This window comes from Microbacterium sp. NPDC055357 (assembly GCF_053644835.1).
Genome location: NZ_JBSHLZ010000004.1, coordinates 107,529 through 122,406, shown reverse-complemented (window position 1 = coordinate 122,406; position 14,878 = coordinate 107,529). Strand labels below are relative to the sequence as shown.

Genomic DNA, 14,878 nt, shown 5'->3' with positions numbered 1-14,878 from the left:
CCTTCGCTATGCTGAAATCACACGCGCGCCCCCGGGCCGGCTGCCCCTTCCCAGGACGCGGTCTGCTGACCGGCTTCGACGGGCGCACCCCTCTTTCTGGAAGGCGGCCGGGTGTCGGATCTGCAGTGGGACGAAATCGATCGGCGCGCGGTGGACACCGCGCGAATCCTCGCGGCGGACGCCGTCGAAAAGGTGGGCAACGGCCACCCGGGCACGGCGATGAGCCTCGCTCCGGCGGCGTACCTGCTGTATCAGCGGGTGATGCGCCACGATCCGACCGACACCGACTGGCTCGGCCGCGACCGCTTCATCCTCTCGGTCGGTCACTCCTCGCTCACGCAGTACGTGCAGCTGTACCTGGGCGGCTTCGGTCTCGAGCTCGAAGACCTCGAGAGCCTGCGCACGTGGGGTTCGAAGACCCCCGGACACCCCGAGTACGGCCACACCGACGGCGTCGAGATCACGACCGGACCGCTCGGCCAGGGCCTGGCCTCGGCCGTCGGCTTCGCGTACGGGGCCCGCTACGAGCGAGGTCTGTTCGATCCGGATGCCGCGGCGGGAACGAGCCCCTTCGACCACTTCGTCTACGTCATCGCCGGCGACGGTGACCTGCAGGAAGGCGTCACGAGCGAGGCATCCTCACTCGCGGGACACCAGCAGCTCGGCAACCTCATCGCGATCTACGACTCGAACCAGATCTCGATCGAAGACGACACCAACGTCGCCTACTCCGAGGACGTCGCCGCGCGCTACGAGGCATACGGCTGGGACGTGCGGACCGTCGACTGGAAGAAGACGGGCGACTACGTCGAAGACGTCGCCGAGCTGTATGCCGCGATCGAGGCCGCCAAGGCGGAGACCGAGCGGCCGTCGCTCATCATCCTGCGCACGATCATCGGATGGCCGTCGCCGGGCAAGCAGAACACGGGCAAGATCCACGGCTCCGCCCTCGGCGCCGACGAGCTCGCCGCGACGAAGAAGGTGCTCGGCTTCGATCCCGAGCAGTCCTTCGTTGTCGCCGACGACGTCATCGCGCACACGCGCCAGCTGGCCGACCGCGCGCGGGCGGACCGCGCCGCGTGGCAGGAATCGTTCGATGCCTGGGCTGCCGCGAACCCCGAGCGCAAGGCTCTGCTGGACCGGCTCGAGGCGGCGACGCTGCCCGACGGCATCGCCGATGTGCTCCCGAGCTTCGAAGCAGGCAAGGACGTCTCGACGCGCGCCGCATCGGGCCTGGTCCTCAATGCCCTCGCCGAGCAGCTGCCCGAGCTGTGGGGCGGATCGGCCGACCTCGCCGAGTCCAACCTCACGACGATCAAGTCGGCGAAGTCGTTCATCCCGGCCGAGTGGTCCACGAGCGAGTGGTCCGGCGACCGCTACGGGCGGGTGCTGCACTTCGGCATCCGCGAGCACGCGATGGCCGCGATCGTGAACGGCATCGTGCTGCACGGACCGACCCGGGCGTACGGCGGCACGTTCCTCATCTTCAGCGACTACATGCGCCCCGCCGTGCGTCTCGCGGCGCTCATGAACGTGCCCTCGGTGTTCGTGTGGACGCACGACTCCGTCGCGCTCGGTGAGGACGGCCCGACGCATCAGCCCATCGAGCAACTCGCGACGCTGCGCGCGATCCCGAACCTCGCGATCGTGCGCCCCGCCGACGCCAACGAGACCGCAGCCGCGTGGCTCGAGATCCTGCGCCGCAACGAAGGCCCCGCCGGCATCGCGCTGACGCGCCAGAACATCCCGGTCTTCCCGCGCGGCGAAGACGGCTTCGCGTCGACCGACGCCGTGGCGAAGGGCGCGTACGTGCTCATCGACGCACCGAACGGCGAACCGGACGTCCTCCTCATCGCGACGGGGTCCGAAGTCCAGCTCGCCGTCGAGGCACGGGAGACGCTCGCCGCCGAAGGCGTGCAGGCGCGCGTCGTGTCGGTGCCGTCACTCGAATGGTTCGCCGAGCAAGACGAGGCGTACCGCGAATCGGTCCTCCCCTCTGCCGTCAAGGCGCGCGTCTCGGTCGAGGCGGGTCTGGCCCTCACGTGGCGCGACATCGTCGGCGACACGGGCCGCTCCGTGTCGATCGAGCACTTCGGCGCGTCCGCGGACTACAAGACCCTTTTCCAGAAGTTCGGCATCACCGCCGAAGCGGTCGTGCACGCGGCCCGCGAAACCCTCAAGGAGAACGCATGAGCACTCCCACTCAGCAGCTGTCCGAGGCGGGCGTGAGTATCTGGCTCGACGACCTCTCGCGCACCCGCATCACCTCAGGCAACCTCGCCGAGCTCATCGACTCCCGCAACATCACGGGCGTCACGACGAACCCGACGATCTTCCAGGGCGCCATCGGCGGCGGAGGCGACGCGTATGCGGCGCAGATCGCCGAGCTCGCGGCATCCGGAGCAGATGCGGATGCCGCGATCTTCGCGGCGACGACCGATGACGTGCGCGACGCCGCCGACATCTTCCTGCCCGTGTACGAGGCCACGAACGGCGTCGACGGTCGTGTGTCGATCGAGGTCTCCCCCGATCTCGCTCACGACACGGCAGCGACGGTGGCTCAGGCGAAGGAGCTGTACAAGCGGGTGGGTCGCGACAACGTGCTCATCAAGATCCCGGCGACCAAAGCGGGGCTGCCCGCGATCACCGAGACCATCGCGGCCGGCATCAGCGTGAACGTGACGCTCATCTTCAGCCTCGAGCGCTACGCCGAGGTCATCGATGCCTACCTCGAGGGGCTCGAGCGCGCACTCGCGGCGGACTTCTCCCTCGGTTCGATCCACTCGGTCGCGTCGTTCTTCGTCTCACGCGTGGACACCGAGGTCGACAAGCGTCTCGTGGCGATCGGCTCCGACGACGCGGAGGCGCTGAAGTCCCTCGCGGGCGTGGCCAATGCGCGCCTCGCCTACGAGCTGTACGAGCAGAAGTTCGCCGAGCCGCGGGCCCGCAAGCTCATCGAACTCGGCGCGAACGTGCAGCGCCCGCTGTGGGCGTCGACCGGTGTCAAGGACCCGTCGCTTCCCGACACGCTCTACGTGACCGAGCTCGTCGCTCCCGGCACCGTCAACACGATGCCCGAGAAGACGCTCGAGGCGACGTTCGACCACGGGGAGATCGCCGGCGACGCCATGACGGGCACCTACGAGGCCGCGCACCAGGTCTTCGCCGATCTCGCTGCCGTCGGCATCGACTTCGCCGATGTCACGCAGGTGCTCGAAGACGAAGGCGTCGACAAGTTCATCGCGTCGTGGCACGACCTGCAGCAGACCGTGACCGATGCCCTGACGAACGCGAAGGAAGACCGATGAGCTTCGACATCCACCTCAGCGGCCACGCCAAGTCCGTCGTCGAGGCGACCCTTCCCGGTCTGGCCGAGAGCCTCGTCGCCTCGGCCATCACCGCCGGCGATCCGACCCTGTGGGGCCCCGCAGCCGAAGCCGAGGCGGCTCAGCGTCTCGGCTGGGTGCAGGCGGTCAGCACTTCGCGTCCGCTCGTGCCCGAGATCGAGGCACTGCGCGCCGATCTCGTGGCGAAGGGCGTCACCCGCGTCGTGCTCGCGGGCATGGGCGGTTCCTCGCTCGCGCCCGAAGTGATCACCCAGACGGCCGGAGTGCCGCTCGTGATCCTCGACTCCACGGCACCCGGGCAGGTCCTCGCCGCGATCGACGGCGACCCCGAGGCCGGCGGACTCGACAAGACGGTGCTCGTCGTGTCGTCGAAGTCCGGTTCGACGGTGGAGACCGATTCCGCCAAGCGAGCCTTCGAGGCCGCGTTCCGCGACATCGGGGTCGACCCCGTCGAGCGGATCGTCATCGTGACCGACCCCGGATCGCCGATGGACGAGGCGGCGCGCGCCGACGGCTATCGCGTCTTCAACGCCGACCCGACGGTCGGCGGACGCTACTCGGCGCTCACGGCGTTCGGCCTCGTGCCGTCCGGACTCGCCGGTGCCGACATCTCCGAGATCCTCGACGAAGCCGAGGCGACCCTTCTCGAGGTGGCGATCGACAGTCCGGAGAATCCGGCACTCGTCCTGGCCGCTGCCATCGCGGGCGCCGACCCGCGCCGCGACAAGCTCGGCCTCGTCACCGACGGCACGCACATCGTGGGACTGCCCGACTGGATCGAGCAGCTCGTCGCCGAATCGACGGGCAAGGAAGGCACCGGCATCCTTCCCGTCGTGCTGCTCCCCGTCTCCCCCGAGGTCGAGAGCAAGCCCGCCGACATGCAGATCGTGCGCCTGGTCGACGAGGCGAAGGAGTTCCACCTCTTCGAGCACCATGACGGCGAAGTTCTCGTGAGCGGCTCGCTCGGCGCGCAGTTCATCGTGTGGGAATACGCGACGGTCATCGCGGGGCGGATGCTGGGGATCAATCCCTTCGATCAGCCCGATGTCGAATCGGCGAAGATCGCCACGCGTGGCCTGCTCGACGCCCGGCCCGAGCCGACGGCCGCGGCCTTCACCGCCGACGGCGTCGAGGTGCGCGTCTCGGACCCCGAGCTCGCGGCATCCGGAACGCTCGCCGGCGTCCTCGACGCCCTGTGGGCACGCATCCCCGCCGACGGCTACGTCGCGGTGCAGGCTTACGTCGACCGCCTGCGACTGCCGCAGCTGCAGGGTCTGCGCGAGCTCGTTGCGGCTGATTCCGGGCGTCCGACGACGTTCGGCTGGGGTCCGCGCTTCCTGCACTCGACCGGGCAGTACCACAAGGGCGGCCCCGCGACGGGCGTGTTCCTGCAGATCCTCGAGCAGACCGACGTCGATCTCGAGATCCCGGGGCGGCCGTTCACTTTCGGGCAGCTCATCCAGGCGCAGGCGGCGGGCGACGCGAGCGTGCTCGCGGACGGGCACGGTCGTCCCGTCGTGACGCTCACCCTGACCGATCCGCAGGCCGAAGTGCTCACGCTCTTCGAAGCAGCCCAGTAGGAGCCGCTCCCACATGACCGTGGAAGTCTCGCGCGGACACAATCCGCTCCGCGACCCCGATGACCACCGCTTGAACCGCATCGCGGGGCCCAGCGCCCTCGTGATCTTCGGGGTGACCGGTGACCTGTCGCGCAAGAAGCTCATGCCCGCCGTGTACGACCTCGCCAATCGCGGGCTCCTGCCGCCCGGCTTCGCGCTCGTCGGCTTCGCCCGCCGCGACTGGGCCGACCAGGATTTCGCCGAGGTCGTCTACCAGGCGGTGCGCGAGCACGCTCGCACGGAGTTCCGTGAAGAGACGTGGCAGCAGCTCATGCAGGGCATTCGCTTCGTGCAGGGCGAGTTCGACGACCCGCAGGCCTTCCACCGCCTGCGTGAGACGGTCGATCGGCTCGACGTCGAGCGCGGCACGATGGGAAACCACGCCTTCTACCTGTCGATCCCGCCGAAGGACTTCCCCGTCGTCGCCGAGCAGCTCAAAGCATCCGGGCTCGTCGATGACACCGCCGACCAGCCGGAGCGCTGGCGACGCGTCGTCATCGAGAAGCCGTTCGGGCACGACCTCGAGTCGGCGCGCTCTCTGAACGACGCGCTGCGTGCGGCGTTCCCGACCGACTCCATCTTCCGGATCGACCACTATCTCGGCAAGGAGACGGTGCAGAACATCCTCGCGCTGCGGTTCGCGAATGAGCTGTACGAGCCCATCTGGAACCGCAACTACGTCGACCACGTGCAGATCACCATGGCCGAGGACATCGGTGTGGGCGGCCGGGCCGGCTACTACGACGGTATCGGCGCGGCACGCGACGTCATCCAGAACCACCTGCTGCAGCTGCTCGCGCTCACGGCGATGGAGGAGCCGAATTCGTTCGAGGCCCGCGATCTGCGCGCCGAGAAGGAGAAGGTGCTCGGCGCCGTGACGCTGCCGAACGACCTCGCGCGCTCGACGGCGCGCGGGCAGTACGCCGGCGGCTGGCAGGGCGGCGAGAAGGTGCTCGGCTTCCTCGAAGAGGAAGGCATGAACCCGCAGTCCACGACCGAGACCTACGCCGCCATCACGCTCGAGATCAACACGCGCCGCTGGGCGGGCGTGCCGTTCTACCTGCGCACGGGCAAGCGCTTGGGCAGGCGCGTCACCGAGATCGCCGTCGTATTCAAACGCGCTCCCGAGCTGCTCTTCCCATCGAGCCAGACATCGGGTCAGGGGCAGAACGCCCTCGTCATCCGTGTGCAGCCCGACGAGGGCGTGACGATCCGTTTCGGTTCGAAGGTGCCCGGTGCCGGAGTGCAGGTGCGCGACGTCACGATGGACTTCGGCTACGGCCACGCCTTCACCGAGGCGAGCCCCGAAGCCTACGAGCGACTGATCCTCGATGTGCTCCTGGGCGACCCGCCGCTGTTCCCCCGCCACGAAGAGGTCGAGCTCTCGTGGAAGATCCTCGATCCCATCGAGGAGTTCTGGGAACAGCAGGGCGGTCCGCTCGAGCAGTACTCGCCCGGGTCCTGGGGCCCCCCATCCGCGGACGACATGCTTGCCCGCGACGGACGAGCCTGGAGGCGCCCGTGATCGTCGATCTGCCCGACACGACCGTCAGCAAGATCTCGCGCGCTCTGGTCAACGTGCGCGAAGAGGGCGGTGTCGTCGCCCTCGGGCGCGTGCTGACCCTCATCATCCTCACGAACGAGCGCGCGATGGAAGAGGCCATCGAGGCCGCCAACGACGCCTCGCGCGAGCACCCGATGCGCGTCATCGTGCTCATGCTCGACGAGGATGCCCCCGAAGCGCGGCTCGATGCCCAGATCCGCGTCGGCGGTGACGCCGGAGCCAGCGAGGTCGTCACGCTCCACGCGCTCGGCGAGGCCGCGAGGTCGAACCAGGAGAGCCTCGTGACGGGGCTCCTGCTGCCCGACGCGCCCGTCGTGGCGTGGTGGCCCAACACGACGCCGGATTCGCCGTCGACGACCTCGATCGGGCGCATCGCGCAGCGCCGCATCACGGATGCCGCGACCAAGCCCGACCCGTCGAGCTTCGTCGCCCACCTCGGGCGCACGCACGCGCCCGGCGACACCGACCTCGCCTGGACGCGTCTGACGCACTGGCGGGAACAGCTCGCCGCCGTCCTGGACCAGCCGCCGTACCAGCCCGTCACGGCGGTCGAGGTGCGCGGCGCGGGAACGTCGCCGTCCACGGCACTGCTCGCGGCGTGGCTGCGCCTCGCTCTGGATGTGCCCGTGGACTGGCAGTACCTGCCCGAAGACGAGTGGGCCGAGGGCATCAAGTCGGTGCGACTCGTGCGGGCGGACGGTGACATCCTGCTGGAGCGGTCCAGTCCCGCCGTGGCGTGCCTGACGCAGCCCGGCCAGCCGCTGCACGACCTCGTGCTCCCCCGCCGCACACTGCGCGAATGCCTCGCGGAAGAGCTCCGCAGGCTCGGTCCGGACCTCCTGTATGGTCGAGTGATCACCGAGGGCTGGGCGCTCTTGGACACCGGTGCGATGCAGGAGACTCATGGCTGAGCTCGATGGCGAGAAGCGGGTCGTGATCGCGGCCGACCCCGAGGCACTCGCGACCGCGGTCGCGACGAGGTTGATCACACGGATCCTCAAGCGGACCGAGCGCGGCAAGACGGTGCACGTGTCGCTGACGGGTGGCTCGATGGGCGGGCGCGTGCTGTCCACGGCGGGCCGGGACGCACGCATGGCCGACATCGACTGGTCACTCGTGCACTTCTGGTGGAGCGACGAGCGCTTCGTGCCGAACGGCCACGACGACCGCAACGACGTGCAGTCCCGGCGCGCGCTGCTGGACTCGCTCGACATCCCGGCCGAGAACATCCACGCGGCCGCCGGCAGCGACGAGGGCATCGACCTCGATGCGGCGGCCGAACGCTATGCCGCCGAGCTCGCACGTTTCGGCACGCCCGACCAGCCGTGGCCATCGTTCGACGTGTGCCTGCTCGGAGTGGGCCCCGACGCGCACATCGCGTCGTTGTTCCCCGATCGCCCCGAGATCCAGGTGACCGATCGTGCGGTCCTCGACGTGCGCGACTCCCCCAAGCCTCCGCCCGAGCGCGTCACGATGACGCGGCCCGTGATCAACGCCTCACAGCGCGTCTGGCTCGTCCTCGCCGGCGCCGACAAGGCGGCGGCGCTCGGACTCGCGCTCGCCGGTGCGAGCTATGAGAGCGTGCCCGCGGGCGGCGCGAAGGGCCGCAAACGCACGGTGTTCTTCGTCGATGACGCGGCGGCGGGGCAGGTTCCCCCCGAGCTCATCGACCGCGACTACTGACCGCGGCGCTCGCGCAGCTGCGTGAGCGCGTCGTCGAGGAGCGCGTCGGCCTCTTCTTCGGTGCGACGCTCTTTCACGTACGCGAGGTGGGTCTTGTACGGCTCGGTCTTGGCGACCGCCGGCGGATTGGTCTTGTCGCGTCCGGCCGGAAGACCGGAGTGCGGCGAGTCGATCGTCTCGGGGATCTCCTCGTCGGGGATGCCCGCCGCGAAATAGCGGACGGTCTCGTTGCCGACGGCATCCCAGTAGGACACGGCGACGCGATCGGCGTGGAAGCCGTGGTCCTGCTCGCCCATGGGACCGGCACCGACGCGCGTGCCGCGGATCGCGTTTCCCCCGGAAGCCATTAGAGCAGACCCTGGAACTTGGTGACCAGGCCCAGCGCCACGATCGACAGGAACCACGCGAAGGCGAGGACGACCGTGAACCGGTTGAGGTTTCGTTCGGCGAGGCCGGACGAGCCCATCGATGAGGTCATGCCACCGCCGAACATGTCGGAGAGGCCACCGCCGCGCCCCTTGTGGAGCAGGATGAGGAGGGTCAACAGGAGGCTCGTGATGCCGAGGAGCACCTGGAGGACGAACTCGAGGATCTGCACAGTCGTTGAAGCCTTTCGCCGCGATCTCCCAGCGATCGCACAAGGGTCAAGTATACGGGCCGGGCGCACAAGTCTCGACAGGCTCGTCGGCGATGTCGGATCGTCGACGAGCCCGTCGCACGATTCAGACGCCGACGTGCTTCTGGAACCGGATGATCGCGGCGAACTCGTCGACGACGAGGCTCGCACCTCCGACGAGCGCGCCGTCCACATCGGGCTCGCGCATGAAGCTCGCGATGTTGGCGGCCTTGACCGAGCCGCCGTAGAGGACACGGGTACGGGCCGCGGCCTCGTCACCGAGCTTCGCGGCCACGACCTCGCGCAGCTTCGCGCAGACCTCTTGCGCCTGCTCGGGCGTCGCCGCCTGACCGGAGCCGATCGCCCAGACGGGCTCGTACGCGACGACGATGTCCGCCTCGGGCTTCACGCCCTCGAGCGCCACTTCGAGCTGGCCGACGGGCACGGCGCTCGCGCCGAACTTCTCGAGATCCTCCGAGGTCTCGCCGACGCAGATGACGGGGGCGATGCCGTGGCGCAGGGCGGCCTGGACCTTGCCCGCCACGATCTCGTCGGTCTCGTTGTGGTACTGACGCCGTTCGGAGTGGCCGATGATGACGTACGCGTTGTCGAGCTTCGCGAGGAACGCCCCCGAGATCTCGCCCGTGTACGCCCCCGAATCGTGCGCGGACACATCCTGTGCACCGAGGGCGAACGGGATCTTGTCCGCGTCGAGGAGCGTCTGCACCGTGCGGATGTCGGTGAACGGCGGGAACAGCGCCACCTCGACCGAGCCGTCTTCGTGCTTGGCATCCTTGAGCGCCCAGTGCAGCTTCTGGACGAACGCGACCGCCTGCAGGTGGTCGAGATTCATCTTCCAGTTGCCCGCGATGAGCGGGGTGCGTGCCGTCATTGCCATCCGAGGACCTCCAGTCCGGGAAGTGTCTTGCCCTCGAGGAATTCGAGGCTCGCCCCGCCTCCCGTCGAGATGTGTCCGAACTCGTCGTCGGTGAACCCCAACTGGCGCACGGCGGCCGCGGAGTCACCGCCGCCGACGACCGACAGACCGTCGACGTCGGTGAGCGCCTTGGCGAGCGCCTTCGTGCCCGCTGCGAACGCCGGCATCTCGAAGACGCCCATGGGACCGTTCCAGAACACCGTCGCCGAATCGCGCACGACCGCCGCGAACGTCGCGGCGGTGCGCGGGCCGATGTCGAGCCCCATCCCCGAGGCGCCGAAGGCGGTGTCCTCGAGGTGGGTCGCGTCGGCGACGACATGCGCGGCCTCGGCGTCGAAGGATTGCGCCATGACGGCGTCGACGGGCAGGACGAGCTGCACGCCCCGCTCCTTCGCCGTGGCGATGTAGCCCTTGACCTTCTCGAGCAGGTCCTTCTCGAGCAGGCTCGCCCCGACGGCGTGACCCTCGGCGGCGAGGAAGGTGAACATCATCCCTCCGCCGATGAGCAGCCGGTCCACACGCGGCAGCAGATGCTCGATCACGCCGAGCTTGTCGCTCACCTTCGACCCGCCGAGGACGACGGTGTACGGGCGCTGCGGGTTCTCGGTGAGGCGATCGAGCACGCCCACTTCGGTCTCGATCAGCAGACCGGCCGCGCTGGGCAGCAGTTCGGCCAGTTCGTAGACCGAGGCCTGCTTGCGGTGCACGACGCCGAACCCGTCCGAGACGAGCGCGTCTCCGAGGGTGGCCAGCTGCTCGGCGAAGGCGCCGCGCTCGGCGGCATCCTTGGATGTCTCACCGTGCTCGAAACGCAGGTTCTCGAGTACCGTGACCTCGCCGGGCTCGAGACCGGCGACGGCCTCACGGGCGGAGTCGCCGACGGTGTCGCGCGCGAAGGCGACGGGCTTGCCGAGCAGCTCGGCAAGCCGCTGCGCGACAGGTTCGAGGCTGAGCGACACGTCGTCCGGCCCCGTGGGGCGTCCGAGATGCGAGCAGACGACCACCACGGCGCCCTGATTGATGAGCGCGTTGAGAGTGGGCAGTGAAGCGCGGATGCGGCCGTCGTCGGTGATCTCGCCGTCCTTGAGGGGGACGTTCAGATCACAGCGGACGATGACGCGCTTGCCGGCGAGCGGCCCGAGCGAATCGATGGTGCGCAGGGTCATACGACGATCCTAGAGACGCTCGGCGACGTACTCGGTGAGGTCGACCAGACGGTTCGAGTAGCCCCACTCGTTGTCGTACCAGCCGACGATCTTCACCTGGTTGCCCATGACCCGGATGAGCCCGGCGTCGAAGATGCACGAGTGCGGGTCGGTGACGATGTCGCTCGAGACGATCTCGTCTTCGGTGTACTTCAGGATGCCCTTCAGCGGACCGTCGGCGGCCGCCTTGTACGCCGCCTTGATCTCGTCGACCGTGATGCCCTCGCGCGTCTCGATCGTCAGGTCTGTGGCCGAGCCCGTGGGGACCGGCACGCGCAGTGCGAAGCCGTCGAGCTTGCCCTTGAGCTCGGGAAGCACGAGCCCGATCGCCTTGGCTGCGCCCGTCGAGGTGGGGACGATGTTGAGCGCGGCAGCGCGCGCACGACGCAGATCCTTGTGCGGGCCGTCCTGCAGGTTCTGATCCGCCGTGTACGCGTGCACCGTCGTCATCAGACCGCTCTCGATGCCGAACTCGTCGTTGAAGACCTTCGCCATCGGCGCGAGGCAGTTCGTCGTGCACGACGCGTTGGAGATGATGTGCATCGTGGCGGGATCGTAATCCTGCTCGTTGACGCCCATGACGAACGTGCCGTCCTCACCCTTCGCGGGTGCCGAGATGAGCACCTTCTTCGCGCCGCCCTCGATGTGCTTGCGCGCGTCGTCGGCGTTCGTGAAGCGACCGGTGGACTCGATCACGATGTCGACGCCGAGTTCGCCCCACGGCAGGTTCGCGGGATCGCGCTCTTCGAAGACCTTGATCGTCTTGTCACCGACCGTGATCGAATCGGCACTGTAGGACACGTCGGCGTCGAGACGGCCGAGGATCGAGTCGTACTTGAGCAGGTGGGCGAGCGTCTTGTTGTCGGTGAGGTCGTTCACCGCGACGATGTCCAGGTCCGCGCCCTGCGCGAGCGCAGCGCGGAGGTAGTTGCGTCCGATGCGGCCGAAGCCGTTGATGCCGATCTTGACGGTCACGGTATCTCCCGTTTTTTCTCGTCGCGCCGGGACCCTGATCGGCGTCCCTGTCACGCGATCTCCCTTGAACGCGAAGATGGTCCCGTCAACCCGAACGACGGGGCCGCCGGGGCATCCTCGCCGACTACGACACTAGCGCAGCGCTCAGCCGGGATGAAGGCCGCGAGCCGAAGAGGAAAGACGACGCCCGGCGGCACCGCGAGGTGCACGCCGGGCGTGTGTCGCACTGCGTTCAGACGAGCAGACCGGCCGTCTTCTCGCGCGCCGTCGAGAAGCGCCTCTGCACATCGGCCCAGTTCGCGATGTTCCAGAACGCCTTGACGTAGTCGGCGCGCACGTTCTTGTAGTCGAGGTAGTACGCGTGCTCCCAGACATCGAGCAGCAGGAGCGGAACCGTGCCCGCCGCGAACTGCGACTGCTGGTCGAAGAACTGCTGGATGATGAGGTTCTGGCCGATCGAGTCCCAGAACAGCCCCGCCCATCCCGAGCCCTGCACTCCGAGCGCGGCGGCTCCGAAGTGGGCCTGGAATTTGTCGAACGACCCGAAGTGGTCATCGATCGCAGCCTCGAGGTCGCCCGTGGGCTTGTCCCCGCCCTCGGGCGACAGGTTGGTCCAGAAGATCGAGTGGTTCGTGTGTCCGCCGAGGTTGAACGCGAGGTCCTTCTCGAGCTTGTTCACGTTCGCGAAGTCGCCCTTGTCGCGCGCTTCGGCGAGCTGCTCGAGAGCCGTGTTCGCTCCGGTCACATAGGCCTGATGGTGCTTGTCGTGGTGCAGCTGCATGATCGTCGCACTGATGTGCGGCTCGAGCGCTGCGTAGTCGTACGGGAGGTCGGGAAGCGTGTAGGTCGCCATGTTCTCTTCTTCCTGTCGGCGCCGCGAACGGGAAGGAGGTTCTGCGGCGAGGGTGACGAGTTCATCCTACTGAGCCGCGCGGCACCCGGCAGGGGCTTGCGGCACGCTCCGCAATGGTGAAGCGAACGGACGTCAGTCCTCGACGCCGGCAGGGACGGCCGACTCGGTGCCGGGGATCTGGTCCTGCTCGGCCTTCTTGTCGGCCATCGCGAGCAGGCGGCGGATGCGCCCGGCGACGGCGTCTTTCGTAAGCGGCGGCTCGGCGTGGTGGCCGAGTTCGTCGAGACTGGCATCCCGGTGCGCGAGGCGCAGTTCGCCCGCCTGCCGCAGATGATCGGGCACCTCATCGCCGAGGATCTCGAGCGCTCGCTCCACCCGCGCGCACGCGGCGACCGCCGCCTGCGCCGAGCGTCGGAGATTCGCGTCGTCGAAGTTGACGAGGCGGTTCACCCCCGCACGCACCTCGCGGCGCTGTCGCATCCGGTCCCAGTCTGCGGCGGCGCGCACGGCGCCCATCTCGGCCAGCGCGAGACGAATGGCCTCGCCTTCCCGGACGACCACTCGCGGCACGCCGCGGACTTCGCGCGCCTTCGCGGGAATGCCGAGCCGGTGCGCCGCTCCGACGAGCGCCATGGCCGCTTCGGGCGCGGGACAGGTGATCTCCAGCGCCGCGGAGCGGCCCGGATCACTCAGCGAGCCGGTCGCGAGGAAGGCCCCCCGCCAGATCGCGGCGAGGTCAGGACGCGCGCCCGTCGTGAGCTTGTTCGGCAGGCCGCGCACCGGCCGGCGCCGCTGGTCGAGCAGCCCCGTCTGGCGAGCGAGGGTCTCACCGCCCTCGATGACGCGCACGGCGAAGTTGTTGTCCGAGCGTCCGCCCGAACCCTGCACGTGCACGAGCTCGGGGCGCACGCCGTAGATCTCCATCAGCTCGCGCGCGACGCGGCGGGCGAGCCGATCGGAGTCGAGCTCCGCTTCGACCGCCACGCGATTCGCGATCGAGTGGAGCCCCCCGGAGAACCGCAGGAGCGACGTGAGCTCGGCGACCCGGGCCGACGGGCGCGGATCCCGCACGGTGATCAGTTCGGCCTTCACGTCGGCGGTCAGCGACACGTCTCTCCTCACAGCTGGGAACGGGGACGATCGTCCAGCTTACTCCCGCGCGGCATCCTCTGCCGCCGTTCACTCTCGGCCGAGGTCGCGGTGCTTGATGCGCACCGCGACGCCGGACACCTTCGACAGGCGCTGCGCGAGCTCGCGCGACATCACGACCGAGCGGTGCTTGCCTCCGGTGCATCCGATCGCGACGACGGAATGCCGCTTGTTCTCGCGCTGATATCCCTCGAGTACGGGCACGAGGGCCTCGGCGTACGCATCGATGAACGGTTCGGCGCCCGTCTGGCGGAGCACGTAATCGCGCACCTGCGCGTCCTCGCCCGTCAGCGCGCGCAGGCCGTCATCCCAGAACGGGTTCGGCAGGAATCGCATGTCCGCCACGATGTCGGCGTCGGGCGGGAGGCCGTACTTGAATCCGAAGCTCATGATCGTGAGCGTGTGGCGTGCGGCGCCCTCTTCCGAGAAGAGATCGACGATGCGGGTCGACAGCTGGTGGACGTTGAGCAGCGACGTGTCGACGATGATGTCCGCACGCTCGCGCACTGCCGCGAGACGTTCGCGCTCCTGCCGGATGCCGTCGATGATGGTGCCGTCCCCCTGCAGCGGATGCGGGCGACGCACGGCCTCGAAACGCCGCACGAGCACATCATCGGAAGCGTCGAGGAAGATCGAGCGGACGGGCCGGCGCTCACGCAGCGTCCGCATCACCTCGGGCAGCTCGACGAAGAGGTCGCGCCCACGCGCGTCGACGACGACGGCCACCTTCGGCAGCGCCTCACCCGCGATCTCGGTCAGATCCAGCAGCGGTTTGAACATCTGCGGCGGCAGGTTGTCGACGACGTACCAGTCGAGGTCTTCCAGCGCATTCGCGGCCGTCGACCGGCCGGCTCCGGACATGCCCGTCACGATCAGCACTTCACCGGCGTCCCGCCGGGAATCGTCGCTCATGCAGTCCCCCGTCTCGGA

Annotated in this window: 14 protein-coding genes; 6 read left to right on the top strand and 8 right to left on the bottom strand. The window is 68.7% G+C overall.

Annotated features, from left to right (window positions below):
• Positions 1-111: 111 nt before the first annotated feature.
• From tkt to pgl, 6 genes are read left to right on the top strand one after another with little or no spacing between them, the layout of a single operon-like run.
• Positions 112-2,193, top strand: coding sequence for a transketolase (tkt, locus tag ACWICD_RS07510; RefSeq protein WP_454139808.1), 2,082 nt, complete (start codon positions 112-114; stop codon positions 2,191-2,193).
• Positions 2,190-3,308, top strand: coding sequence for a transaldolase (gene tal, locus ACWICD_RS07505; protein WP_454139807.1), 1,119 nt, complete (start codon positions 2,190-2,192; stop codon positions 3,306-3,308). Before tkt ends, tal begins: the two co-directional genes overlap by 4 nt.
• A complete protein-coding gene (locus ACWICD_RS07500; protein WP_454139806.1) occupies positions 3,305-4,927 on the top strand; it encodes a glucose-6-phosphate isomerase in 1,623 nt (540 codons plus the stop codon). Before tal ends, ACWICD_RS07500 begins: the two co-directional genes overlap by 4 nt.
• Positions 4,928-4,940: 13 nt before the next feature.
• A complete protein-coding gene (gene zwf / locus ACWICD_RS07495) occupies positions 4,941-6,491 on the top strand; it encodes a glucose-6-phosphate dehydrogenase (RefSeq protein ID WP_376126360.1) in 1,551 nt (516 codons plus the stop codon).
• Positions 6,488-7,441 (top strand): glucose-6-phosphate dehydrogenase assembly protein OpcA, encoded by a 954-nt coding sequence (locus ACWICD_RS07490; RefSeq protein ID WP_376126357.1) that lies wholly within the window; start codon positions 6,488-6,490, stop codon positions 7,439-7,441. Before zwf ends, ACWICD_RS07490 begins: the two co-directional genes overlap by 4 nt.
• On the top strand, positions 7,434-8,213 hold the full coding sequence (gene pgl / locus ACWICD_RS07485) for a 6-phosphogluconolactonase (protein ID WP_376126354.1): 780 nt from the start codon (positions 7,434-7,436) through the stop codon (positions 8,211-8,213). The genes ACWICD_RS07490 and pgl overlap by 8 nt, the downstream gene beginning before the upstream one ends.
• Here the strand turns inward: pgl and ACWICD_RS07480 are convergent.
• The 8 genes from ACWICD_RS07480 to rapZ all read right to left on the bottom strand — a co-directional run bounded on the left by ACWICD_RS07480 (position 8,207) and on the right by rapZ (position 14,860).
• Entirely contained in the window at positions 8,207-8,560 is a 354-nt protein-coding gene (locus tag ACWICD_RS07480; RefSeq protein ID WP_376126351.1) for an RNA polymerase-binding protein RbpA, read from the bottom strand. The genes pgl and ACWICD_RS07480 overlap by 7 nt on opposite strands.
• A complete protein-coding gene (secG, locus tag ACWICD_RS07475) occupies positions 8,560-8,811 on the bottom strand; it encodes a preprotein translocase subunit SecG (RefSeq protein WP_376126348.1) in 252 nt (83 codons plus the stop codon). The genes ACWICD_RS07480 and secG overlap by 1 nt, the downstream gene beginning before the upstream one ends.
• Before the next feature lie 124 nt (positions 8,812-8,935).
• Complete coding sequence (gene tpiA / locus ACWICD_RS07470) at positions 8,936-9,727, bottom strand: triose-phosphate isomerase (RefSeq protein WP_376126345.1); 792 nt, start codon at positions 9,725-9,727, stop codon at positions 8,936-8,938.
• Positions 9,718-10,932 (bottom strand): phosphoglycerate kinase, encoded by a 1,215-nt coding sequence (locus ACWICD_RS07465; RefSeq protein ID WP_454139805.1) that lies wholly within the window; start codon positions 10,930-10,932, stop codon positions 9,718-9,720. The genes tpiA and ACWICD_RS07465 overlap by 10 nt, the downstream gene beginning before the upstream one ends.
• Positions 10,933-10,941: 9 nt before the next feature.
• Complete coding sequence (gene gap, locus ACWICD_RS07460; protein ID WP_454139804.1) at positions 10,942-11,946, bottom strand: type I glyceraldehyde-3-phosphate dehydrogenase; 1,005 nt, start codon at positions 11,944-11,946, stop codon at positions 10,942-10,944.
• Between the two features lie 232 nt (positions 11,947-12,178).
• The gene (locus ACWICD_RS07455; RefSeq protein ID WP_376126337.1) at positions 12,179-12,799 is read right to left on the bottom strand and encodes a superoxide dismutase; all 621 of its coding nucleotides are present in this window, start codon (positions 12,797-12,799) and stop codon (positions 12,179-12,181) included.
• Between the two features lie 132 nt (positions 12,800-12,931).
• Positions 12,932-13,909 carry a DNA-binding protein WhiA gene (whiA, locus tag ACWICD_RS07450; protein ID WP_376126334.1) on the bottom strand — a complete coding sequence of 326 codons (978 nt, stop codon included), beginning with the start codon at positions 13,907-13,909 and terminating at the stop codon, positions 12,932-12,934.
• A 69-nt stretch (positions 13,910-13,978) separates the two neighbouring features.
• Positions 13,979-14,860: an RNase adapter RapZ gene (gene rapZ, locus ACWICD_RS07445; RefSeq protein WP_376126331.1), complete on the bottom strand. Its 882-nt coding sequence runs from the start codon at positions 14,858-14,860 to the stop codon at positions 13,979-13,981.
• Positions 14,861-14,878 lie beyond the last annotated feature (18 nt).